Source organism: Bradyrhizobium sp. WCU1 (genome assembly GCF_053474805.1).
The window spans coordinates 5,250,593-5,273,742 of record NZ_CM130280.1; the positions used below are offsets into that span (position 1 = coordinate 5,250,593).

Genomic DNA, 23,150 nt, shown 5'->3' on the forward strand with positions numbered 1-23,150 from the left:
TGCGATGACTTGCGTTGCGTCAGCGGGTCACTGCGCAGCTGCAAGATACTCGTCGGCAAGCGCAGCCATCGCCTGGGCGACCTCGGCCTTGTCGGCTGCCCCCAGTTGCACGATCGGCAGCCGCGTCGCCGGTTGCATGAACCCGAGCAGCGCCAGCGCGAATTTCAGGGCGGCAGGATGCTCGCGCTCCAGCAGGGTTGCGAGCGGCACCAGCCGCTGATGCAGCTCGCGCGCCTGATACAGCCGGCCGGCGCGGAAATGCCGGTAGGCGGCGCCATACAGATCGGGCGCGACGTTGGCCACGGTCGAGATGCAGCCGTCGCCACCGGCCGCGAGCCAGGCGAGCGATGAAATGTCGTCGCCGGTCAGCATCCGGAATCGCGCGGGCAGGCGTGAGCGCAGCCGTGCCAGGCGGGCAATGTCGGCGCTGCCGTCGCGCAATCCCGCAAACCGCGGCGATGCGGCGAGTTCGAGCAGCGTCTCGTCGGTGAGACCTTTGACCGTCCGTGACGGAACGTCGTGCAGGATGATGGGCAGTGTCGTGGCCGCGGCCACGGCGCGGAAGTGCGCCGCCATGCCGTGCGGCATCGGCTTGTTGTAATAGGGCACGACCGACATGATGGCGTCGGCGCCAGCCGCCTGCGCGGCTCGCGTGAACGTGACGGCGCGGTCCGTCGCGTTCGACCCGGCGCCGGCGATGATCCGGACCCGCTTGCGCGCGACACGGGCGGCGATGCTAACCAGCTGCGCGCGCTCCGCGGGCTCCAGCGTCGAGCTTTCGCCCGCGGTCTCGCCGACCACAAGCGCGGTCGCGCCGGCCGCGATCTGGCGCTCGCACAGCCGACCGAATGTATCGGCGTCGATCTCGTCGTGGAGGTCGAAGGGGGTCGGAAGATCGGGGATGAAGCCCGACAGCCATTCGGCCGAATCGGCGTTCGGTGCCCATCTCGATGCTGGTGTGAAGATCATGGGGCGGCTCACGCCACGCGGCTCGCGGGGATATCAGCGGTCTTGCCGCGCATATCGAGCTCGAACTCACGCGACAGCTCGATGATCATTTCGGGATGCTGGCCGTTCTCGAACAGCGCATATTTGACGGCCTGGGCGCGGTTGATGAACAGGCCGCCATAGAGGCCGTTCTGTTGCTGGGCGACCCACTGGCCGCGGTGGTTGCGGCCGATGAAGACGATGGTGGACGCTGCACTACACGAGGGAGGTTCGACGACTTTCACGTTGGTCAGTCCTTCAGTTCGAAGTCACGCGATCAATGTCTGTTGTGTCGGATATGAAATCGAGCGCGGCGGATGGCCGACTTCATAGGAGCGGCATAGGATTTGAAGGATGGGTTCAGAGGTGCTGGACGATACCGGTGCCGAGTGCGCATAGCGCGACATAGGCGGTCATCTCGTCCCAGTGGTTGAGGTTCGCGGCGAACGGCATCTCGCGCTTGAACAGCCCGGCGAGCGCGCAGATCAGCGCCGACATCCACAGCAGCGCGACGAGGCCCCGGCCGATGCCCGCGCCGGCGAACACGGCAAAGCCGATCATGATGGCAAGCCGGAAGCCGAACCGGACCATGACCTGGACCGACTGCAGCTGTTGAGGCAGTTGTTTGGTGTTCACGGTTGCGCCGTCATCAGCAGAAATTGTCGACGAGCAGCGGCGCGTAGCAGGAACGCGTGCCGCCGCGGGCTGTGGGCACGCTGGGCCGGCTATCGGGCCAGGAAATCCGCTGCGCCTCGACGAAGGCGCTGAGGATTGCGAGCGCGAGATCGGCATGATGGGTCTCGATTGACTGGTCGAGCCAGTCGGGCAGCTCGCGTTCGCGCGACAAGGCGCAGTGCCACTCGCCCTCGTCATAGACCAGGCGGCGAATCTGCCATTGCGGCAGTTCGAGGTCGAGCAGCGCGATCGCGGCGTCGGTCCAGGCGCCGGACTGGATCAGGCGCTCGACGCGCGAGGTCTTGCCGCTCTGTCCAACCGAGGGAAAGCGCCGGCAGGTCTGGCCGATGATGTCGGCCATGAATTCGGCGGACACCGCATAGGCGTCGCGCAGCCGGTCGCCGAGGTCGGTGGGGGCGTTTTGGGGTAGCACGGACATGGCGTCATCTCGTCTTGCGCGCGGTCCAAGGCATTGGGTTCAAAGCACTGGTTCAAGGCATTGGCCGCACGCCCAAAATGGCCGGATGGCTGTTTGAAAACGAGATGAGGCGAGGGGCGGAGATATAGGGATTCCATAAGGGGCAGTTGGACAGTCAGCACTCATCCTCGCTCGCGGCGCGGAGGCCGCGTCCGGATTGCTGATTCTCTGACCGTTCCGGGCTGGACCGCGCAAACGTCGCGCGACGTGAGCCCTCGCCACAGCCAGTCCGGCTGCCTGGACTTGCTGCCGCCCGGATCGGACCGAATTCCTACTGCGGCCGCGAACGCGCGCCGCAGCCGAGCGTCCTCAATTCGTGCAGCAAAATGCCGCAAGATGGCGTCTGCAGAATCGTTCTGCCGCAGAATGGCTGCGCAGAGTTCGGTGCTGCAACTGCGAAAGAAGCTAAAGCTGCTCTGTCGATCGAATTGGCCGCCGCGATCGATCTCATCGGCGATAGCCAGGAGGTGCAATCGATCTGCATCGTCCAGCGTGATCGCAAAGCGCAGTACCGCCAGCTGCCAGGTATGCAGCAACTGCGCGCGCCACTCGGCGGAGGCTTGTCGGTCCACTTGCGTCACCCACTCTGAAACGGTTGGTCGTGTCGGTGGTCGGGCTGACAATGGCAACAGAGCTGCCCAATTGCATTGAACGGAGACGAGACAACGAGCCGCAAGGTCAAGATAATGTCCATCGACCGGGCCGTCGACCTTGAACCCCGCGTGCGGCTGAACCTGAGGCGCCGAGCCGGTGCGCGGGCCCCTTATGTCGAATTGGCTCGCTGGTCAGCCGCCCGCGAGACAGGTCGGCCAACGACGATATAAGAACTCCATAAGAATGCGAGGCATCCCCGCGCCGGGCCTCGACTCAGGGCGCCACAGCGGCTCAAGCGGATCATGCACGGTTGGAGTGTGCCTTGCACTCCCTAACCTGCGCTGCGCGTTGGGTCCAAATCCTCGCCCTTTATAAGATTCATATAACGTCCCTATTCGCCTCATCTCGAAAACCTATGCGCTGGATGGCACGTGACATTCGCGTAGCAGGTAAGCGCAGAAGCAAGATCTGCGGTTGATCTGTCTCAACCTCGCTTTTCGGAATTCGGCGACGATTATCCGTGGATAATCCGGCGCAATAGGAGCATTCGATGATGGACATCCTCATGGCGGCGCTCGCGATCGGCTTCTTCGCGGCCGGCATCGGCTACGCCTACGCCTGCGAACGGCTGTAAGGGGAGGCTGCGATGATCTTCGATTACTCGCTCGCCGGCCTCGTCTCGCTCGGCCTGTTGTTCTACCTCACCTACGCATTGCTGCGGCCCGAACGCTTCTAGACGGCCGGCAATGTTCGCACTTTGCAAGATTCTGTTAGCCGACGCGGCGCTGACCGGGCTGTTGCTCGGCGTGTTCGCGTCGCTGCTGAGCTTCGCACCCATTCGAAAGGTTTGACGCAATGACCGTCATCGGCTGGATTCAAATTATTCTGTTCTGCGCGATCGTTGCCGCGCTGGTCAAGCCGCTCGGCTGGTACATGACCCGCGTGTTCAATGGCGAGGCCACCTTCCTCTCGCCCGTGCTGCGCCCGGTCGAGCGGGGAATCTACTGGGTCGGCGGCGTCGACGAGCGGCGCGAGCAGCATTGGCTGACCTACACGGTCGCCATGCTGCTGTTCCATGTCGGCGGCTTCGCGCTCATCTACGGGCTGATGCGGTTGCAGGCATTTCTGCCGTTCAACCCGGCCGGACAGACCGCGGTTGCCGAGGATCTCTCCTTCAACACGGCGATCTCCTTCATCACCAACACCAACTGGCAGAACTACGGCGGCGAGAGCACGCTGTCCTATCTGGTCCAGATGCTGGGCCTCACTCACCAGAACTTCCTGTCGGCGGCGACCGGCATCGCGCTCGCGATGGCGCTGATCCGCGGCTTCACCCGTTCGTCGATGCGCACGGTCGGCAATTTCTGGGTCGACGTCACGCGCTGTACGCTTTACGTGCTGCTGCCGATCTGCATCGTTTACACGCTGTTCCTGGTCTGGCAGGGCATGCCGCAGACGCTCGGGGCCTATGTCGATGCCACCACGCTTGAGGGCGGCAAGCAGACCATCGCGCTCGGACCGGTCGCCTCGCAGGTCGCGATCAAGATGCTCGGCACCAATGGCGGCGGCTTCTTCAATGCCAACGCCGCGCATCCGTTCGAGAATCCGACCGCGCTGTCGAACCTCGTGCAGATGATTTCGATCTTCGCGCTCGGCGCGGCGCTGACCAACGTGTTCGGCCGCATGGTCGGCAACGAACGCCAGGGCTGGGCGATCTTCGCCGTGATGGGCGTGCTGTTCGTCGCCGGCGTCGCCGTCACCTATTGGGCGGAAGCCAACGGCACCTCGCTCCTGCAGGCATACGGCCTGACCGGCGGCAACATGGAGGGCAAGGAGGTCCGCTTCGGCATCGTCGCGTCGTCGCTGTTCGCGGTCGTCACCACCGCCGCGTCCTGCGGCGCGGTCAACGCCATGCATGACAGCTTCACCGCGCTCGGCGGCATGATCCCGCTGATCAATATGCAGCTCGGCGAGATCATCATCGGCGGTGTCGGTGCCGGGCTCTATGGCATGCTCATCTTCGTGATCATCTCGATCTTCGTCGCCGGCCTGATGGTCGGTCGCACGCCGGAGTATGTCGGCAAGAAGATCGAGGCGCGCGAAGTCAAGATGGCGATGCTCGCGATCCTGGTGTTGCCGCTGATGTATCTCGGCTGGACCGCGGTCGGTGTGGTGCTGCCGTCGGCGGTGGCCTCGATGGCGAATGCCGGTCCGCACGGCTTCACTGAGGTGCTCTATGCCTATACTTCGGCGACTGGCAACAATGGCTCGGCCTTCGCGGGCCTCACCGGCAACACCTTCTTCTACAACCTGACGCTCGCCTGCGCGATGTTCGTCGGCCGTTTCTTCATGATCGTGCCGGCGATGGCGATCGCAGGATCGCTCGCTGAAAAGAAGTCGCATCCGCCGTCTGCCGGGACGTTCCCGACCACGGGCGGGCTGTTCGTCGGGCTCGTCGTCGGCGTCATCCTGATCATCGGCGGCCTGACCTTCTTCCCGGCGCTGGCACTCGGACCGATCGTCGAGCACCTCGCCATGAACGCCAACACCTTGTTCTGATCGAATTTGACCGGAGTCACATCCATGGAAACCGCAAAATTGCAGAAGCAGGCGTCGACCATGCTCGACCCTAAGATCCTGATGCCTGCGATCACCTCGGCCTTCGTCAAGCTCGATCCCCGGCTGATGGCCAAGAACCCGGTCATGTTCGTGGTCGAGATCGTCGCCGCGCTGACCACTGTGATCTTCGTCCGCGATCTGCTCACCGGTGGGGCCAGCCTTGGCTTCACCTTCCAGATCATCCTCTGGCTCTGGTTCACGGTGCTGTTCGCCAACTTCGCCGAGGCCGTCGCCGAGGGCCGCGGCAAGGCGCAGGCGGAATCGCTGCGCAAGACCCGCACCGAGAGCCAGGCCAAGCTGCTGACCGGAACGGACCGGACCTTCCGGCTGGTGCCGGGCACCTCGCTGAAGGTCGGCGACATCGTGCTGGTCGAGGCCGGCGACAACATCCCGTCCGACGGCGAGGTGATCGAAGGCGTCGCCTCGGTCAACGAGGCTGCGATCACAGGCGAATCCGCGCCCGTGATCCGGGAATCCGGCGGCGACCGTTCGGCGGTCACGGGCGGCACCCAGGTGCTGTCGGACTGGATCCGCGTCCGCATCACCGCGGCGCAGGGCTCGACCTTCATCGATCGCATGATCAAGCTGGTGGAAGGCGCCGAGCGGCAGAAGACGCCGAACGAGATCGCGCTCAACATCCTTCTGGCCGGCCTCACCATCATCTTCGTGTTCGCGACGGTGACGATTCCGAGCTATGCGGCCTATGCCGGCGGCTCGATCTCGGTCGTGGTGCTGGTGGCGCTGTTCGTCACCCTGATCCCGACCACGATCGGCGCGCTGCTGTCGGCGATCGGCATCGCCGGCATGGACCGCCTGGTGCGCTTCAACGTGCTGGCGATGTCCGGTCGCGCGGTGGAAGCCGCCGGTGACGTCGATACGCTGCTGCTGGACAAGACCGGCACCATCACGCTCGGCAATCGCCAGGCCACCGCATTCCGTCCGATCCGCGGCGTCTCCGAGCAGGATCTTGCCGACGCGGCGCAGCTCGCCTCGCTCGCCGACGAGACACCGGAAGGTCGTTCGATCGTGGTGCTGGCCAAGGAGAAGTACGGCATCCGCGGCCGCGACATGCATGAGCTGGCCGCGACCTTCGTGCCGTTCACCGCGCAGACCCGCATGAGCGGTATCGACGCCGGTACGTCGTCGGTCCGCAAGGGCGCGGTGGACGCCATCCTCGCCTATGTCGACGGCGGCGAGCCCCGCACCGTCGCCTCGGGCAATACCATCCGCTCGGTGGCGGCAACGACAAGTGCCGAAGCCCGCGAGATCCAGGCGATCGCCGACGAGATCGCCAAGGCCGGCGGGACGCCGCTGGCGGTGGCCAAGGACGGCAAGCTGCTCGGCGTCGTGCACCTGAAGGACATCGTGAAGGGCGGTATCCGCGAGCGCTTCGCCGAACTGCGCCGCATGGGTATCCGCACCGTGATGATCACCGGCGACAACCCGATGACCGCGGCCGCGATCGCGGCCGAGGCGGGCGTCGACGATTTCCTGGCGCAGGCAACCCCTGAGGACAAGCTCAAGCTGATCCGCGACGAGCAGTCCAAGGGCAAGCTGGTCGCGATGTGCGGCGACGGCACCAACGATGCGCCGGCACTGGCGCAGGCCGACGTCGGCGTCGCCATGAACACCGGCACCCAGGCGGCCCGCGAGGCCGGCAACATGGTCGATCTCGACTCCAACCCGACCAAGCTGATCGAGGTGGTCGAGATCGGCAAGCAGCTCCTGATGACCCGCGGTGCGCTGACCACGTTCTCGATCGCCAACGACGTCGCGAAGTATTTTGCCATCATTCCGGCGATGTTCCTCGCGTTCTACCCGCAGCTCCAGGTGCTCAACGTCATGCACCTGGCCAGCCCGCAGAGCGCGATCCTGTCGGCGATCATCTTCAACGCGCTGATCATCATCGCGCTGATCCCGCTGGCGCTGAAGGGCGTCAAGTATCGCGCGGTCGGCGCCGGCGCGTTGCTCCGCCGCAACCTGATGATCTATGGCCTGGGTGGCATCATCATTCCGTTCATCGGCATCAAGGCGATCGACCTCGTCGTCGCCGCCCTGGGCCTGGCTTAACAGTGTAGCCGTCATGGCGAGGAGCGAGGCGACGAAGCAATCCATCTATCCGTTATGCCGAACAATGGATTGCTTCGCTTCGCTCGCAATGACGAGAGAGATTTAGGAGACTTATCATGCTCAGAGAAATTCGCCCCGCCATCCTGGTGCTGGTCCTTCTGACCGCGATCACGGGCCTTGCCTATCCGCTCGCCATGACGGCGATCGCCGGCGTCATCTTTCCGAAGCAGGCGCAAGGCAGCCTGATCGAGAAGGACGGCAAGGTGATCGGCTCCGCCCTGATCGGACAGGAGTTCAAGGAGGACAAATACTTCCATGGCCGGCCGTCGGCGACGGTCGCGCCCGATCCGAACGATTCCTCCAAAACGGTGCCGGCGCCCTACAATGCGGCCAATTCCGGCGGCTCCAATCTTGGCCCGACCAGCAAGGCGCTGAACGACCGGGTGAAGGAGGACGTCGAGAAGCTGAAGGCGGAGAACCCGCCGGCCTCCGTGCCGGTCGATCTCGTGACCACGTCGGGCAGCGGGCTCGATCCCGACATCTCGCCCGACGCCGCACTGTTCCAGGTGCCGCGGGTCGCCAAGGCGCGCAGCATTTCCGAGGACGCGGTGCGCCAGCTGGTGACGCAGTATACGCAGGGCCGCCTCGCCGGCGTGATCGGAGAGCCCCGCGTTAACGTTCTCGCGCTCAACCTGGCGCTCGACGCGGTAAAGGCGAAATAGGGGAGTAGGCTGACTCTCTCGGGATGACTATATTGCGGTATGGCCAATCAGCGCCGCGACCCTGAAAAACGACCCTCGCCGGATGCGCTGCTGGAAGCGGCGCGCCGGGAGACCGATCGTTCGGGACGGTTGAAGATCTTTGTCGGGGCCGCTCCCGGCGTGGGCAAGACCTACGAGATGCTGCAAAACGCCCACGCCCGCCTCAAGGCGGGCGTCGACGTCGTGGTCGGCGTCGTCGAAACCCACGGGCGGGCGGAAACCGAGGCGCTGCTGAAGGGCCTCGAGGTGATCCCGCGGAAGCGGCTAAGCTACCGCGACCAGACCCTCGAGGAGATGGACCTCGACGCCCTGATCGCGCGGCGGCCGAAGCTCGCGCTGGTCGACGAGCTCGCCCACACCAATGCGCCCGGCAGCCGACATCCGAAGCGCTATCTCGACGTCGAGGAGTTGCTGTCGCACGGTATCGACGTCTTCACCGCCGTCAACATCCAGCATATCGAAAGCCTCAACGACGTGGTCGCGCAGATCACCCACGTCCGGGTGCGCGAGACCGTGCCGGATTCGGTGTTTGATCGCGCCGATGCCATCGAGCTGATCGACCTCACGCCTGATGACCTGATCCAGCGGCTGAAGGAGGGCAAGGTCTATGTGCCCAAGCAGGCCGAGCGCGCGCTGGAGCACTATTTCTCGCCCGGCAACCTGACCGCGCTGCGCGAGCTGGCGTTGCGCCGCACCGCCGAGCGGGTCGACGAGCAGCTGCTGACCCACATGCAGGCCAACGCCATCGCCGGTCCCTGGGCCGCCGGCGAGCGCATCCTGGTTTGCGTGAGCGAGGACCCGCGCGCCGCCGGCCTCGTGCGCTATACCAAGCGCCTGGCCGACCGGCTGCATGCGCAATGGACCGCCGTCAGCATCGAGACGCGGCGCAGCCTGCAACTGAGCGACGAGCAGCGCGACCGGCTGGCCGATACGATGCGGCTTGCGGAATCGCTCGGCGGCGAGGCATTGACGCTTCCCGGCGTCGGCCGCCGCATCGCCGACGACGTCATCAGTTTCGCCCAGGCCAACAACGTCACCCAGATCATCATCGGCAAGTCGACCCGCTCGCTCTGGTTCGAGATGACGCGCGGTTCCGTCGTGCACGATCTGGTGCGGCGCGCCGGAAATATCAGCGTCAACGTCATCGCCGGCGACGAGCTGCCCGTTGCCAAGGCAGAGGTGCATACTGCGGCGCGCGCCGAGCCGCTCAATCCGCGCCCCTATCTGTGGTCGCTCGGCGTCGTCGCCGCCGGCCTTGCGGTTGCTGAGCTGATCCAGCGCTGGCTGGGCATCGAGAACGTCGATCTGGTGTTCATCACCGCGGTGGTGGCGGTCGCGGTCCGCTACGGTCTGTGGCCGTCGCTGCTTGCGAGCGTGGCGGCCTCGCTGAGCTACAATTTCTTCTTCCTGCCGCCGATCTACACTTTCACCATCACCGACCCGACCAATATCGCGGCGTTCTTCTTCTTCATGCTGGTGGCATTGCTCGTCTCCAATGTCGCCGCGCGCGTACGTACCCAGGCCGACACCGCAATCGGGCGGGTTCGGACCACCGAATCGCTCTATGCGTTCAGCCGCAAGCTGGCGGGCACCGCGACGCTGGACGACGTGCTGTGGGCGACTGCCTACCAGATCGCACTGATGCTGCGGGTGCGCGTGGTGCTGCTGTTGCCCGATGACGGCGTGCTGACGGTGAAAGCGGGCTATCCGCCGGAGGACCAGCTCGACCAGGCCGACCTGGCTGCGGCGAACTGGGCCTGGGCCAATGATCGCCCGGCCGGCCGCGGCTCGGATACATTGCCCGGCGCCAAGCGGCTGTTCCTGCCGATGCGCACCGGACGCGGCCCGATCGGCGTGATCGGCATCGACGACGACCGCAGCGGGCCGCTGCTGACGCCCGACCAGCGCCGCCTGCTCGACGCACTTGTCGACCAGGGCGCGCTCGCGATCGAGCGTGTGCTGCTGGTCGAGGACATGGACCGGGTCAAGCGCACGATCGAGTCCGATCGCCTGCGCGGGGCGCTGCTGACCTCGATCTCGCACGACCTCAAGACACCGCTTGCCTCGGTGCTCGGCTCAGCCTCGACGTTGCGCGACCTCGGATCGAACCTGACGGAGGCGCAAAAGCATGACCTGCTGGCGACCGTGATCGACGAGTCCGAACGGCTCAACCGCTTCATCGCCAATCTGCTCGACATGACCAAGCTCGAATCCGGCGCGGTCGTGCCGAACACCGCGCGGCACAATGTCGACGAGATCGTCGGCAGCGCGCTGCGCAGGGCGGCCAAGATCCTGGTGCATCACAAGGTGTCGCTGGAGCTCGCGGCCGATCTGCCGATGGTGGAGCTCGACGCGGTGCTGTTCGAGCAGGTGCTGTTCAACCTGTTCGACAACGCAGCCAAGTACGCCCCCGTCGGCACCACGATCTCGGTCCGCGGCGCGCGCGACCGCGAGACGATCGCGCTGCAGATCATGGACGAAGGCAACGGCATTCCCGCTGACGAGCTCGACAGCGTGTTCGACAAGTTCTATCGCGCCGAGAAGGGCGACCATGTCCGCCCCGGCACCGGCCTTGGGCTGGCGATCTCGCGCGGCTTCGTCGAGGCGATGCGCGGCACGATCTCGGCAGCCAACCGCTCCGACCGGACCGGCGCCGTCATCACCATCCGCCTGCCGATCCCCGCCGACACCAACGCGCTGGACACTGCTGCATGAACGCAACGCCGATCAAGGTCCTGGTCATCGACGACGAGCCGCCGATCCGCAAGCTGCTGCGAATGGGGCTGAGCACGCAGGGCTATGACATCCTCGAAGCGTCCAACGGCAAGAATGCACTGGAGATGCTGGCTGAAGGACCGGCGCTGATCATCCTCGATCTCGGCTTGCCCGACATCCAGGGTCACGACCTGCTGCGCATGATCCGCGGCCGCAACGAGAACGTGCCGATCGTGGTGCTGTCGAGCCGCGGCGACGAGGCCGGAAAAGTGCAGGCGCTCGATCTCGGCGCCGACGATTATCTGACCAAGCCGTTCGGCATGGATGAATTGCTGGCGCGGCTGCGCGCGGCGCTGCGCCACCAGCTGCAGGTGCAGGGCGAGCGGCCGGTGTTCCGCTCCGGCGATCTCTCAGTCGACCTGGTGCGGCGGATCGTCAAGGTCGGCGACCGCGAGATCAAGCTGTCGCCGAAGGAATATGACCTGCTGCGCGTGCTGGTGCAGCACGCCGGCAAGGTGCTGACCCACCGCTTCCTCTTGAAGGAATTGTGGGACGAATTGACCGACGCGCAATATCTGCGGGTCTATGTCCGGCAGCTGCGCCAGAAGATCGAGGCCGATCCCGAGCGTCCGCAATTCGTGCTGACCGAGACCGGCATCGGCTATCGGCTGCGCGCGGGCGACTAGCTTCGGAACCTTCGCTCCGATCGAGGCTTGTTCTCCCTTATCGGGAGAGAAGCCATGGCAAGAAAATACTCGCGGAAGGCGTCTGATGATGTCGAGCGTGTGATGAAGAAGCGCAAGGCCGGGACGCTGCGCAGCGGCCGCTCCAAGAAGAAGGTGACGAGCCGCAAGCAGGCGATCGCGATCGGCCTCTCGGAAGCGCGTGCCGAGGGCAAGAGGGTGCCGAAGAAGGCGTCCAAGAAGACCGCCAAGACGCGGAAGACGGCCAAGAAGCGCAAGGTCGCGAAGAAACGGTAGAGATAGCCGACCCGTCCAGCCGTCATTGCGAGGAGCAAAGCGACGAAGCAATCCATCTTTCCGCACGCGCGGAGAAATAGATTGCTTCGCTTCGTTCGCAGTGACGGGGAGGGAGTTCAGCCCGCCTTCCGCCGCCGCGCGCTCGAGCGATGCGCCTTCTTCGCCGCACGGCGGTGCGACGTCGGACGTCTTGGGCTCGAGGCCTGTCGCAGCGTGCCACCCTTGCGGTCCTTCAGGCTCTGCTTCAAGGCGTCCATCAGGCTCACCACATTGCTCTGCTTTTCCTCGCGCTCGGCGGCCTTGATCGGCTTGCCGGCTGCCTTGCGGCGGACCAGGGCTTTGAGCGCGGCCTCGTATTCGTCCTTGAATTTCGACGGGTCGAAATGTGCGGCCTTGCTGTCGAGGATGTGGCCGGCGAGCTCGATCATGTCCTTGGTCACCTTCGGGCTCTTGATATCGTCGAAATAGTCGTCGGCGTCGCGCACCTCATAGGGGTAACGCAGGGTGGTGCCGAGCATGCCCTTGTCGAGCGGCTCGATCGCGATCACGTGCTCGCGGTTGGTCAGCACGATCCGCGCCAGCGCGACGCGGTCCTGGTCCTTCATGGCGTCGCGGATCACCGCGAATGCGTCGATGCCGGCCTTGCCGTCGGGCCTGATGTAATAGGGGTGGTCGAGATAGCGCTTGTCGATCTCGCTCTCGGGCACGAAAGCGTCGATATCGATGGTGTGATTGCTCTCGATCTGGACCGCCTCGAGCTCGTCCTTCTCGATCTCGACATATTTGCCCTTGCTCACCTCGTAGCCGCGGCCCTTCTGGTCGCCCTCGACGATGTCGCCGGTTTCGGTATCGACCATCTGTTGCTTCAGCCGGTTGCCGGTCTCCCGGTTGATCATGTGGAAGCGGGTTTTCTCGACCGTGGTCGAGGCCGGATAGAGCGCCACAGGGCATGACACCAGCGAGAGCTTGAGCGTGCCTTTCCAGTAGGCGCGGGGAGCGGCCATGATCGTCTCCAAACAGCTTGAGTTTGGAACTTGAACGGATACCGTAGGTTTTGGTTCCTGACGGCCGCACTGGGGCGGCGGCCGCCGTTTGCGCCGAGGCCTGCACGTGTCGCTGAGAAACCTCACCACCTATCGCAAGAAGCGCGACTTCGAGAAGACCAGCGAGCCGTCGGGCGACGTCAAGGTCGCGCCCAGCAGGCAACGGCGCTTCGTGATCCAGAAGCACGATGCGACGCGGCTGCATTATGATTTCAGGCTGGAGTTCGACGGCGTCTTCAAGTCCTGGGCGGTGACGCGCGGGCCCTCGCTCGATCCGCATGACAAGCGGCTCGCGGTCGAGGTCGAGGATCATCCGCTCGACTATGGCGATTTCGAAGGCACGATTCCCGAAGGCCAGTATGGTGGCGGCACCGTGCAGCTGTGGGATCGCGGCACCTGGGAATCCGACGATCCCGAGCGCGGCTTCAAGAAGGGTGATCTGAAGTTCACGCTGCATGGCGACAAGTTGCATGGCAGCTGGGTGCTGGTGCGGATGAAGAACGACCGTTTCGGCGGCAAGCGCACCAACTGGCTCTTGATCAAGCACCGCGACGAGTATGCCGTGGACGGCAATGGCGAAGCGATCCTCGATGAGGACCGCTCGGTCGCCTCCGGCCGCTCGATGGCCGAGATCGCAGCCGGCAAGGGCCGCGCGCCGAAGCCGTTCATGCTGGCCAAGGGAAATGGGAAGGGAAACGGCAAGGCCAAGCCGACCATCAAGGCGGACGCGGTCTGGCATTCCAATCACGGCATGACCGCGGATTCGCGCGCCAAGACCAAGGCGCCGGCGCCCAAGGGAAAATTGAAGGCGCCGTTGAAGCAGCCGCCGCAGGCGAAATCGAAGCAGGTGGCAGATATGCCGGACTTCGTCGCGCCGCAACTCTGCGCCGCAGTCGAGAGTCCGCCGAATGCTGCGGGCTGGTGCCACGAGATCAAGTTCGACGGCTACCGCGTGCAGCTGCGGATCGCGGATGGCGAGGCCGTCCTGAAGACCCGCAAGGGACTCGACTGGTCCGACAAGTTCGGCGCGATCGTGAAGGAGGCCGGCAAACTGCCGGATGCCCTGATCGACGGCGAGATCGTCGCGCTCGATGCGAAGGGCATACCGCATTTTTCGGCGTTGCAGGCGGCGCTCTCCGACGGCAAGACCGATCAACTGATCTTCTACGCGTTCGACCTGCTGTTTGCCGGCCACGAGGATCTGCGCCCGCTGCCGCTCACGGAGCGTAAGGCGCGGCTCAAGGCGATGCTCGCGGCGCGCAAGGGCAAATACCCTCTGGTCCGCTATGTCGAGCATTTCGAGGAGCGCGGCGACGCCGTGCTGGAGTCAGCGCGCAAGCTCGGGCTGGAAGGCATCGTCTCCAAGCGGCTCGACGGCGCCTATCGCTCCGGCCGCTCCGACGACTGGACCAAGGCAAAGATCCGCGCCGGCCACGAGGTGGTGATCGGCGGCTGGAAGACCACCAACGGCAAATTCCGCTCGCTGATGGCGGGCGTTTATCGCGACGATCATCTCGCCTTCGTCGGCATCGTCGGCACCGGCTTCGGGCAGGACACGGTTCGCCGCATCATGCCGGCGCTGAACGCCGCAGCATCGGACACCAGCCCGTTCGGCGGTAAGGACGCGCCGAAGAAGACCCGCGACGTGCACTGGCTGAAGCCGGAGCTGGTCGCCGAGATCGAGTTCGCCGGCTGGACCGACGCCGGCAATATCCGCCAGGCCGCGTTCAAGGGCCTGCGCCAGGACAAGCCGGCGCATGAGGTCGAGGCCGAACGGCCGGTCGTAACCAGAGCGGTGAAGCCGATGGCGAAAGGGAAATCATCCGGTACGGTGATGGGCGTCGCGATCTCCCACCCGGACAAGGCGCTCTGGCCCGACGCCGGCGACGGCGCGCCGGTGACGAAGCTCGACCTCGCCAATTATTTCGAGGCGGTCGGCGAATGGATGATCGGCTATCTCAAGGGCCGGCCGTGCTCGATCGTGCGCGCGCCCGACGGCATCAAGGGCGAGACCTTCTTCCAGCGCCACGCGATGGCCGGCACGTCGAAGCTCTTGAAGCTCGCCAAGGTCTCCGGCGATCGCAAGCCCTATCTGCAGATCGACCAGATCGAGGGGCTGGCTGCGGTCGCGCAGCTCGGCGGCCTCGAACTGCATCCCTGGAACTGCGCGCCCGATGCTTACGACACACCGGGCCGGCTGGTGTTCGATCTCGATCCCGCGCCCGACGTCGCATTCTCCGACGTGATCGACGCGGCCAAGGACATGCGCCAGCGGCTGACCGCGGTCGGCCTCGAGAGTTTCTGCAAGACCACCGGCGGCAAGGGCCTTCACGTCGTGGCGCCGCTGCTGTCAGGGGCGCGCGACAGGGTGACGTGGAAGGAGGCCAAGGGCTTCGCGCAAGGGATCTGCCAGTGGATGGCGCAGGATGCTCCCGAGCGCTATCTGATCAACATGTCGAAGGCCAAGCGCACCGGAAAGATCTTCCTCGATTATCTGCGCAACGACCGGCTTTCGACTGCGGTCGCGGTGCTGTCGCCGCGGGCTCGGGCGGGTGCAACGGTATCGATGCCGCTGACCTGGGCCCAGGTGCGCGGCGATCTCGATCCGAAGAAGTACACGGTGCGGTCGGTGCCCGCGCTGCTCGCCAAGACCAAGGCGTGGGACGGCTATGAGGATGCAGCATCGTCGATCAAGGCGGCGATGAAGAAACTCGCGACGCGCTGAGAATCGTCACGACAAGCGACTTCGCCTCTCCTCGTCATACCCCGCGACCCGTCTTCGCCAAGGCTTCGCCGGGGCAGAAGGGCTGGGCCCGCCGAAGCTTTGGCGAAGGCGGCAAGCGGGGTATCCAGTACGCCGCGGCCTATCGATTCAAGCGCTGGCGTCTCTGGAATACTGGATCACCCGCTTTCGCGAAAGCGGGTGATGACAGGTGTCGATGCGGATAGTACGCAACATGCGCGCAGGCTACAGCCGTCCGAGCAGCAGCAGGATCAGCAGGATCACGATCACCAGGCCGAGACCGCCACCGCCGTAATAGCCGGTGCCGTAGAACGGTCCGCCGCCGATGCCGCTGAAGCCGCCAAGCAGCGCGATGACCAGAATGATAAGAATGATTGTTCCAATTGACATTGAGTCTCTCCTCAGCCCCGTGGGCTCACCGATCTCTGCCCTTCGGGTAGGGAAACAATCCGCAACTACGAAGGTTCCGGTTTCGGCGGTACGATAAAGCTGTGCGATCTTCCGTTTGGGTTGGAACAGAACTACATGAACGGAATCCGTGGAGGAGTGCACTGCGATGTCGGCTCCGCTTATCGTCTCGATTCCCCACAGCCTTGGTCGCGACGAGGCCGTGCGCCGTCTGAAGACCGGTTTGTCGCGCGCGGCGGCGAACGTGCCGGTCATGAGCGTCGAGGAGGAGCGCTGGGACGGCAACCGCATGAGCTTTCGCGTCCGCGCGCTGGGGCAGGTCGCCGCCGGGCATGTCGATGTCGAGGATAGCCATGTGCGGCTGGAGGTGACGCTGCCGTGGCTGCTGCAGCGGTTCGCCGAGGTCGCGCAGGCCGCCATCCAGAAGAGCGGACAGTTGCTGCTGACCAAGCGCTGAGAGGCGGCGCTAGCTGTGCGCGCGGGCGCGTTTTCGGACCTGCTTCGTGCCGGCCGCGGCTTTGACCTTCAGCACCGCGACCGGCAGCTTGGCGAACAATGTCGCGAGCTGAACTTTGCTGTCGCCGCCCGGGAGTGCGTATCCGGTCACGTCGATCTCGCCTTCAAAGGCTTCGGGGCGCGGCCAGCTGCGTCCGCCCTGCGTGAACGGCGCAAATGATCTGCCCACCGCGACGATGACCGCCGCGCGGCCATGGCGCCGTGCGAAGGCGATGACATGATCGCGGTGCGGACCGCCGACCGTGAGCGGCTGATAGTCGCCGCCGGTGAAGACTTCGGGCAGTTCGTTGCGCAATCGCAGCAGGTGCCGCGTCCACGCGAATTTCAGGCGGCCATCGCGCCAGCCCTCGGTCAGCGCGTCCCAGTCCGGAGTTTCCAGTGCGGCGAGCGTGTCCGCACGTTCGGCAAAGTCGACCGGACGGCGGTTGTCGGGGTCAACGAGCGATAGATCCCATCCTTCGGTGCCCTGGTAGAAATCCGGCACGCCCGGCATGGTCGCCTTCAGCGTGACCTGGCTGAGCGAGTTCAGCGCGCCGATCAGCGTGGTGCGCCGCGCCAGCGCGTCGAGTGCGTCGAGGAATTCGGGCGAGATATTGCGATCGAGGATCCGGTCGATGAAGGTCTTCACGCCGGTCTCATAAGGCTCGTGCGGATTGAGCCAGCTGGTCTCCTGCTTGCCTTCGCGGGCCGCCTTCAGCGCATAGGCCTGGATACGCGCGAGCAGCGAAGGATCGTCCGGGTCCCAGGCGCCGAGCAGGGCCTGATAGAGCATGTATTCGAACGTCGCCGATGGCGCGCGCATCTCGCCCTCCAGCACCAGGTGCGGTGCGTTTAGCACCTTCCAGCGGGCCACCGCGCTGGTCCATTCGCCGGGGATTTCCGCAAGTGCCATGATGCGGGCGCGCGCGTCCTCGCCGCGTTTGGTGTCGTGGGTCGCGGTCGCCGTCATGCCGTGCGGCCATTCGCGGGCGCGGGCCGCCATCATGGCGTGGAAGCGCTCGGGCGCGATCGCATTTGCGGCCGGATCGCCACCGACCTCGTTGAGCGCGAGCAGGCGGTGGTAGCGGTAGAAGGTGGTGTCCTCGAGCGATTTCGCCATCATCGGCCCGGTGAATTGCTGCACCTTCAGCGCGAAGCGCCGCACCCGCGGCGCGCTGTGCGGTGGCCGGCCGGGCTTCAGCAGGTCCATGGTCAGGGCGTCGCGCAGGAAGTCGAAGATGCCTTCGTCGGCGGCGAACCAGTCGGCGCGGGCGCGGGCGATGGTCTCGCTGATCAGCGCGCGGTCGTGCGCGGTCGGGCCGGACGCGGTGAGATAGGTGCGATAGACCGGAAAATGCAGCACGTAGAGCTCGAGCGCCTGCCGCAGGCTGTCGGCGGAGAAGTCGCGGGTCGAATAGTGCCCGCTGGCGATGCGCGCGACGAGCCGCGCCAGCACGGTGAACTCGCTGGTCAGCAAGGTCTCCAGCACGCGGCGCTTGGCCTCGCGCAGCACCGGTGTCAGGTTCGGCGACTGGTTGCTGATCTGGCGCCAGATCTCGTTGAGCGGATCGAGGCCGCTGCCATCGACCAGCACCTGGCTGATCGTGTTCATCCATTCATAGCCGGTGGTGCCGTGCACGCCGGCAAACCTGGTCAGCTTCTCGTCCTCGCCGAGGATCTTCTCGATCACCATGTAGAACGGCCTGGCCTTGTCACCTTGCGCCGAGCGGATCAGGCGCCGCAGCCGCTGGAAGTACTGCGCGGGATCGCGCAGGCCGTCGATATGGTCGAGCCGCAGCCCCTGCAGCCGGTCTTCCGCAATCAGCCGCTTCACCAGGCTATGACTTGCCTCGAAGGTCGCGGCGTCCTCGACCCTGAGGCCGGCCAGCGTATTGACGTCGAAGAAGCGGCGATAGTTGATGTCGCTGGAGGCGAGCCGCCAGTGGCCGAGCTTGTAGTGCTGGCGTTCCAAGAGATGATGCAGCGCCAGCGTCTGGGTGGAGCGGTCTTCGCCGGCACGATAGGCGTCGAGCCCGCGCGCGATGATCTCGGCGCCGCCCTCGATCGCCTTGATCGCCGCCTTCAGCGTCGGCGCCTCCTTGCGGTTCGGATGGCGCAGGCCGCGGTAGCGCGCCGCCAGTTCGACCAGCGCGCGCCCGGCCTGGCTGTCTTCGGCAGCGGCCTCGCGAACGATGGTCCGCAGCACCTCGCCATAGCGTTCAGGTGCAATCGGCAGGCGGTGCTCGAAATACCAGGCGGAGAAACCGCCTTCGCTTGCGTCGTAGCGCAGCGCGATCTCGCCGCGCTCCAGCGCCAGGCCATAGGACGAGCCGAGGATCGGCAGCAGCACGCCGCCGCGCGCGCGATAAGGCAGCTGGTCCCAGTCGATGTCGAAGGAGACCGCGTGCGGCGACTGCGGTCCCCATTCCAGCACGTCGAGCCACCACGGATTGTCGGCAAAATGCACGCCGACATGGTTCGGCACGAAATCCAGGATCAGGCCGAGGTCGTTCCGCTTCAGCGCATCGCTGAACCGCGCAAAACCTTCCTCGCCGCCGAGTTCCGGATTGAACTTGGTGTGGTCGACGACGTCATAGCCATGGCTCGAGCCCTTGCGCGCCTTCATGAACGGCGAGGCGTAGACATGGCTGATGCCGAGCGCCTTCAGATACGGCGCCACCTGGGCTGCGGCATCGAAGTCGAAATCACCGGTGAGTTGCAGACGGTAAGTCGCGATCGGGATCGCCGGAGGCATTGTGCTATCCGATGTGCCAGCGCGCCGCCCAGCCGGGGAGGTTGCCGGACAACGCGCGGCCCCAGATCGCAGTTCCCTTCGGCTCCGGCGCGCCGGGTATGTCCCGATCGGACAGATTGGCGGTCAGCCACAGCGTGCGGCCATCGCCCAGCCGCCAATGCGCGGTCAGGAGATCACTCGTGACGCGGTCGCCGCCGAAGCTTGCCCCTGGGAGCCGCGGCGTGATCTCGCGCCGGCGTACGGCGAGCAGGTCGCGCACCAGCGCAAGCCGCGCACGCGCCGGATCATGGTCGAGCGCCGCCCAATCGAGCACGGCCGACTGCATTGTCTCATCAATAAGCGGATCGGGAATCTCGTCGCCATATTTGGCATAGGCCCAGGCGAACTCGCGGCGCCGCCCGGCGCGGACCGCATTGGCGAGGTCGCCGTTGAAATCGCAGAAGAACGGGAAGGGGGTCGTCGCGCCCCATTCCTCGCCCATGAACAGCATCGGCGTGTTGGGTGCGATCAGCGTGACCGCGAGCGCGGCTTCGATCGCCTCGGGTTTTGCAATGCTCTCGAGCCGGTCGCCCAGCGGGCGGTTGCCGATCTGGTCGTGATTCTGCAGGAAGTTAATGAAGCAGGTCGGTGACAGCGCGCCGCTCGGCTCGCCGCGGGCCTTGCCGCCCCAGAACTCCGATACTTCGCCCTGGTAGATGTAGCCCGATGACAGCGCGCGCGCGAGGTCCAGCTTCGGCGCCCGGTAGTCGCCATAATAGCCCTGCTTTTCGCCGGTCAGCAGCACATGCCAGGCGTGGTGGTAGTCGTCATTCCACTGTCCACGGAACTTGCCATCCGGCGGGTCCTCCGCATCATCGAGCAGGCTCGCGATGTTGTCGCCGTTTTCGAGCACGAGGTTGATCTGGCGGCCGGTCTCAGCCGCGAGTTGGCCGGCGGCTTTGCTGAAGTCGTGCAGGATGGAGATTTCGCCGGCTTCGACGATGGTGTTTACGGCGTCGAACCGCAGGCCGTCGAAGCGATAGTCGCGCAGCCAGCTCACGACGCTGCCGATCGCAAAGGCGCGCACTTCGGGCACGCGATAATCGATCGCGCTGCCCCATGGCGTATGCGCGTCGCTGAAGAAGCTCGGCGCATAGCGGCCGAGGTAATTCCCCTCGGGGCCGAAATGGTTGTAGACCACGTCGAGCATCACCATCAGCCCGCGCAGATGCGCCTCGTCGATCAGGGTCTTGAGGTCCTCCGGCCTGCCGTAGGCGCTGTCGGGCGCATACCACAGCACGCCGTCATAGCCCCAGTTGCGCTTGCCGGCGAAATCCGCCAGCGGCATCAGTTCGAGCGCGGTGATGCCGGTTGCCACCAGATGATCGAGCCTGTCGATCATGGCGCGATAGGTGCCGTCCGGCGTGAAGGTGCCGACATGGGCCTCGAGGATGACGGCCTCGTGCCACGGACGTCCACGCCACCCCGTCGCGCGCCATTTGAAGGCTGCGTGATCGATCACCTCGCTCGGGCCGAACACATCGTCCGGCTGGAACGCGGAGGCGGGGTCGGGCACGTCGACCTCGTCATCGATGCGGAATTTGTAGCGGGTTCCGTCGCGCGTGCCCGGAATCTCGGCGACGTACCAGCCGGCCGCATCGCGCGTGAGCGCGTGCGGCTTGTCCAGCAGCAGGTCGACGCGCTTCGCCGCCGGCGCCCAGAGCCGAAAGCGCGCGCCATCAGCGGTCAGTTCGGGTCCGAAATGCTGCGCGCTCATGCGGAGCCTGCAAATGCCAGCACCGAACGCGGCGGTGCGGTGGTATCGGCGCCGGCCGCAATCTGGTCACCGGTCTGCTCCGACTTCGTCGTGTTCAGAACCTGCTGCCAGCTCTTGTATTCGGCCATCCTCGGCATCCTGAACACGATCTCCTGCGGCGCGGCATTGAGCACGATAAAGATCGGCGCCTGTCCTTGTTCCATCGGCCCCAGCACGTAGGCGAGGAACCGGCTTTCCGGGAATTGCCAGTCGGATTCCTTCATCTCCTCCGCCGCCGGCGTCAGCCAGAGTACCCCGTAGCTGCCGTCGGCGCGGCGGCCGTCGAGCCAGCTCTGGCAGCGGATCTGCCCGAACCGCTGCCGCAGTGCGGTGAGATGACCGATGAAATCGATGACGTCGTCGTCCGTGCCGAGGTTCTCCCAGCCGATCCAGCCGGTCTCATTGTCCTGGCAATAGGCGTTGTTGTTGCCCCCTTGCGTGTTGGCGACCTCGTCGCCGGCAAGTATCAGCGGCGTGCCTTGTGCGAGCAGCAGGCAAGCCAGCGCGTTCTTCCGCAATTGGCGGCGCATCGCGATGATCGCTGGGTCATCGGTCGGGCCTTCATGACCGCAATTGTTGCTGTGGTTGTCGTTGGAGCCGTCGCGATTGTCCTCGCCATTGGCCTCGTTGTGCTTCTCGTTGTAGCTGAACAGGTCGGCGAGCGTGAAGCCGTCATGCACCGTGATGTGATTGATGCTGGCGCGGGTCGCGCGGTTGTCGTGGTGAAACAGATCCGAGGAGGCGGTCATGCGGCCGGAGATATCGCCGATCAGGCTGCCCTCGCCGCTCCAGTAGCGCCGCATCGCGCTGCGATAGCGGTCGTTCCACTCCGACCATTGCGACGGGAAGGCGCCGACCTGGTAGCCGCCGAGACCGAGGTCCCAAGGCTCGGCGACCATTTTTGCGGTCGCCAGCACCGGGTCCTGGCGGATCGCCGCGAGCAGGGGATGGTTGCGATCGAATCCGTTCGGCCCACGTGCGAGGGTCGTGGCGAGATCGAAGCGGAAGCCGTCGACATGGCAGACCTCGACCCAGTAGCGCAGTGAGTCCATCACCATCTGCAGCACGCGCGGATGGGTGAGGTTGACCGAGCTGCCGCAGCCGGTGAAGTCGTCGTAGAAGCGCGGGTTCTCGCGGTTCAGCCAGTAGTAGGAGGCATTGTCGATGCCGCGGAAGCACAGCGTCGGGCCCATGTGGTTGCCCTCGGCGGTGTGGTTGTAGACGACGTCGAGCAGCACCTCGATGCCGGCATCGTGCAGTCGTGCGACTGTCGTACGGAACGAGTCCAGCGCATTTTCCTGGGCGTAACGCGCCTCGGGCGCGAAGAAGGCGATGGTGTTGTAGCCCCAGTAATTCGAAAGCTTCTTCTCGACCAGGACGCGGTCGTCGATCAGGCCGTGGATCGGCAACAGCTCGATGGTGGTGACGCCGAGCCGCTTGAGATGGTCGATCATCGCAGGCGAGGACAGGCCGCCATAAGTGCCGCGCAAATTCGGCGGCACGTCCTCGCGCTTCTGGGTCAGGCCCTTGACGTGGGCCTCGTAAATGATGGTGTCTTGCCAGGGAACGTGCGGCCGGATCTCGCGGCGGCCCCAGTTGAAGCTCTCGTCGACCACGACCGCCTTCGGCATGCCGCGGGCGTTGTCGCGCCGGTCGAAGGAAAGATCCTCGCGCGCACTGCCGGTGCGATAGGCGAAATGCGCGTCGCTCCACACCAGCCGTCCGGCGAGCCGCTTGGCGTAGGGATCGAGCAGCAGCTTGTTGGCGTTGAAGCGGTGACCCCGTTCCGGCGCGTAGGGCCCGTAGACGCGGTAGCCGTAGAGCTGGCCCGGCGAGACGTCATTGAGATAGCAGTGCCAGACGTCCTCGGTACGCTCCGGCATCTCGATCCGCTCGAGCTCGCGGCGTCCCTGGCCGTCGAACAGGCACAGCTCGACCTTCTCCGCATTCGCCGAGAACAGCGCAAAATTGGTGCCTCTGCCGTCCCAGCTTGCACCGAGCCGTGCGGACGTTCCCCCGGTCAGACGCATGA

At 65.2% G+C, this 23,150-nt stretch carries 19 protein-coding genes; 9 read left to right on the plus strand and 10 right to left on the minus strand.

The window, feature by feature from the left end; all coding sequences use genetic code 11:
- Nucleotides 1-27: 27 nt before the first annotated feature.
- The 5 genes from dapA to ACTUWL_RS24305 all read right to left on the minus strand — a co-directional run bounded on the left by dapA (nt 28) and on the right by ACTUWL_RS24305 (nt 2,712).
- Nucleotides 28-969, minus strand: a complete 942-nt coding sequence (gene dapA, locus ACTUWL_RS24285) for a 4-hydroxy-tetrahydrodipicolinate synthase (protein WP_021080913.1) — start codon at nt 967-969, stop codon at nt 28-30.
- Nucleotides 970-977: 8 nt separating this feature from the next.
- Nucleotides 978-1,232, minus strand: a complete 255-nt coding sequence (locus ACTUWL_RS24290) for a hypothetical protein (protein WP_021080912.1) — start codon at nt 1,230-1,232, stop codon at nt 978-980.
- Nucleotides 1,233-1,347: 115 nt separating this feature from the next.
- Nucleotides 1,348-1,623 (minus strand): hypothetical protein, encoded by a 276-nt coding sequence (locus ACTUWL_RS24295; protein ID WP_106940517.1) that lies wholly within the window; start codon nt 1,621-1,623, stop codon nt 1,348-1,350.
- Between the two features lie 13 nt (nt 1,624-1,636).
- Nucleotides 1,637-2,101 carry a hypothetical protein gene (locus tag ACTUWL_RS24300; RefSeq protein WP_021080910.1) on the minus strand — a complete coding sequence of 155 codons (465 nt, stop codon included), beginning with the start codon at nt 2,099-2,101 and terminating at the stop codon, nt 1,637-1,639.
- Between the two features lie 161 nt (nt 2,102-2,262).
- Nucleotides 2,263-2,712 (minus strand): hypothetical protein, encoded by a 450-nt coding sequence (locus ACTUWL_RS24305; protein ID WP_199196623.1) that lies wholly within the window; start codon nt 2,710-2,712, stop codon nt 2,263-2,265.
- A gap of 668 nt (nt 2,713-3,380) precedes the next feature.
- On the opposite strand from ACTUWL_RS24305, the gene ACTUWL_RS24310 reads away from it, so the two are divergent.
- The 7 genes from ACTUWL_RS24310 (at nt 3,381) to ACTUWL_RS24340 (ending at nt 11,879) form a co-directional block, all read left to right on the plus strand.
- Nucleotides 3,381-3,470, plus strand: coding sequence for a K(+)-transporting ATPase subunit F (locus ACTUWL_RS24310; protein WP_016846764.1), 90 nt, complete (start codon nt 3,381-3,383; stop codon nt 3,468-3,470).
- 119 nt (nt 3,471-3,589) lie between these two features.
- Nucleotides 3,590-5,293: a potassium-transporting ATPase subunit KdpA gene (gene kdpA, locus ACTUWL_RS24315; RefSeq protein WP_021080909.1), complete on the plus strand. Its 1,704-nt coding sequence runs from the start codon at nt 3,590-3,592 to the stop codon at nt 5,291-5,293.
- A gap of 24 nt (nt 5,294-5,317) precedes the next feature.
- Nucleotides 5,318-7,423 carry a potassium-transporting ATPase subunit KdpB gene (kdpB, locus tag ACTUWL_RS24320; RefSeq protein ID WP_021080908.1) on the plus strand — a complete coding sequence of 702 codons (2,106 nt, stop codon included), beginning with the start codon at nt 5,318-5,320 and terminating at the stop codon, nt 7,421-7,423.
- A gap of 116 nt (nt 7,424-7,539) precedes the next feature.
- On the plus strand, nt 7,540-8,145 hold the full coding sequence (locus tag ACTUWL_RS24325) for a K(+)-transporting ATPase subunit C (RefSeq protein WP_021080907.1): 606 nt from the start codon (nt 7,540-7,542) through the stop codon (nt 8,143-8,145).
- Between the two features lie 39 nt (nt 8,146-8,184).
- Nucleotides 8,185-10,899 (plus strand): sensor histidine kinase, encoded by a 2,715-nt coding sequence (locus tag ACTUWL_RS24330; protein ID WP_021080906.1) that lies wholly within the window; start codon nt 8,185-8,187, stop codon nt 10,897-10,899.
- A complete protein-coding gene (locus tag ACTUWL_RS24335; protein WP_021080905.1) occupies nt 10,896-11,585 on the plus strand; it encodes a response regulator in 690 nt (229 codons plus the stop codon). Before ACTUWL_RS24330 ends, ACTUWL_RS24335 begins: the two co-directional genes overlap by 4 nt.
- A gap of 54 nt (nt 11,586-11,639) precedes the next feature.
- Nucleotides 11,640-11,879: a DUF6496 domain-containing protein gene (locus ACTUWL_RS24340; RefSeq protein ID WP_021080904.1), complete on the plus strand. Its 240-nt coding sequence runs from the start codon at nt 11,640-11,642 to the stop codon at nt 11,877-11,879.
- Nucleotides 11,880-11,995: 116 nt separating this feature from the next.
- Here the strand turns inward: ACTUWL_RS24340 and ku are convergent, their stop codons facing one another.
- Entirely contained in the window at nt 11,996-12,883 is an 888-nt protein-coding gene (ku, locus tag ACTUWL_RS24345; protein ID WP_021080903.1) for a non-homologous end joining protein Ku, read from the minus strand.
- A 106-nt stretch (nt 12,884-12,989) separates the two neighbouring features.
- Here ku and ligD point away from each other — a divergent pair, with 106 nt between their 5' ends.
- Nucleotides 12,990-15,647: a DNA ligase D gene (ligD, locus tag ACTUWL_RS24350; RefSeq protein WP_021080902.1), complete on the plus strand. Its 2,658-nt coding sequence runs from the start codon at nt 12,990-12,992 to the stop codon at nt 15,645-15,647.
- 243 nt (nt 15,648-15,890) lie between these two features.
- Here the strand turns inward: ligD and ACTUWL_RS24355 are convergent, their stop codons facing one another.
- A complete protein-coding gene (locus ACTUWL_RS24355) occupies nt 15,891-16,055 on the minus strand; it encodes a DUF3309 family protein (protein ID WP_021080901.1) in 165 nt (54 codons plus the stop codon).
- Between the two features lie 166 nt (nt 16,056-16,221).
- Between ACTUWL_RS24355 and ACTUWL_RS24360 the strand changes: the two genes are divergently transcribed.
- Nucleotides 16,222-16,530, plus strand: coding sequence for a polyhydroxyalkanoic acid system family protein (locus tag ACTUWL_RS24360; RefSeq protein WP_021080900.1), 309 nt, complete (start codon nt 16,222-16,224; stop codon nt 16,528-16,530).
- 9 nt (nt 16,531-16,539) lie between these two features.
- Here the strand turns inward: ACTUWL_RS24360 and treY are convergent, their stop codons facing one another.
- The 3 genes from treY to glgX are packed head-to-tail and all read right to left on the minus strand — an operon-like array spanning nt 16,540 to nt 23,148.
- The gene (gene treY / locus ACTUWL_RS24365) at nt 16,540-19,323 is read right to left on the minus strand and encodes a malto-oligosyltrehalose synthase (protein WP_021080899.1); all 2,784 of its coding nucleotides are present in this window, start codon (nt 19,321-19,323) and stop codon (nt 16,540-16,542) included.
- Between the two features lie 4 nt (nt 19,324-19,327).
- Nucleotides 19,328-21,079, minus strand: a complete 1,752-nt coding sequence (treZ, locus tag ACTUWL_RS24370; protein WP_021080898.1) for a malto-oligosyltrehalose trehalohydrolase — start codon at nt 21,077-21,079, stop codon at nt 19,328-19,330.
- Nucleotides 21,076-23,148, minus strand: coding sequence for a glycogen debranching protein GlgX (glgX, locus tag ACTUWL_RS24375; RefSeq protein WP_021080897.1), 2,073 nt, complete (start codon nt 23,146-23,148; stop codon nt 21,076-21,078). The genes treZ and glgX overlap by 4 nt, the downstream gene beginning before the upstream one ends.
- Nucleotides 23,149-23,150: the final 2 nt, after the last annotated feature.

Excerpts from the sequence above, each read along its gene's own strand:
- glgX (WP_021080897.1), bottom strand. The coding sequence starts at position 23,148 with ATGCGTCTGACCGGGGGAACGTCCGCACGGCTCGGTGCAAGCTGGGAC.
- kdpA (WP_021080909.1), top strand. The coding sequence starts at position 3,590 with ATGACCGTCATCGGCTGGATTCAAATTATTCTGTTCTGCGCGATCGTT.
- dapA (WP_021080913.1), bottom strand. The coding sequence starts at position 969 with ATGATCTTCACACCAGCATCGAGATGGGCACCGAACGCCGATTCGGCC.
- ACTUWL_RS24355 (WP_021080901.1), bottom strand. The coding sequence starts at position 16,055 with ATGTCAATTGGAACAATCATTCTTATCATTCTGGTCATCGCGCTGCTT.
- kdpB (WP_021080908.1), top strand. The coding sequence starts at position 5,318 with ATGGAAACCGCAAAATTGCAGAAGCAGGCGTCGACCATGCTCGACCCT.
- ACTUWL_RS24340 (WP_021080904.1), top strand. The coding sequence starts at position 11,640 with ATGGCAAGAAAATACTCGCGGAAGGCGTCTGATGATGTCGAGCGTGTG.
- ACTUWL_RS24335 (WP_021080905.1), top strand. The coding sequence starts at position 10,896 with ATGAACGCAACGCCGATCAAGGTCCTGGTCATCGACGACGAGCCGCCG.
- ACTUWL_RS24325 (WP_021080907.1), top strand. The coding sequence starts at position 7,540 with ATGCTCAGAGAAATTCGCCCCGCCATCCTGGTGCTGGTCCTTCTGACC.
- treY (WP_021080899.1), bottom strand. The coding sequence starts at position 19,323 with ATGCCTCCGGCGATCCCGATCGCGACTTACCGTCTGCAACTCACCGGT.
- treZ (WP_021080898.1), bottom strand. The coding sequence starts at position 21,079 with ATGAGCGCGCAGCATTTCGGACCCGAACTGACCGCTGATGGCGCGCGC.
- ACTUWL_RS24330 (WP_021080906.1), top strand. The coding sequence starts at position 8,185 with ATGGCCAATCAGCGCCGCGACCCTGAAAAACGACCCTCGCCGGATGCG.
- ACTUWL_RS24360 (WP_021080900.1), top strand. The coding sequence starts at position 16,222 with ATGTCGGCTCCGCTTATCGTCTCGATTCCCCACAGCCTTGGTCGCGAC.
- ACTUWL_RS24300 (WP_021080910.1), bottom strand. The coding sequence starts at position 2,101 with ATGTCCGTGCTACCCCAAAACGCCCCCACCGACCTCGGCGACCGGCTG.
- ACTUWL_RS24310 (WP_016846764.1), top strand. The coding sequence starts at position 3,381 with ATGATCTTCGATTACTCGCTCGCCGGCCTCGTCTCGCTCGGCCTGTTG.
- ku (WP_021080903.1), bottom strand. The coding sequence starts at position 12,883 with ATGGCCGCTCCCCGCGCCTACTGGAAAGGCACGCTCAAGCTCTCGCTG.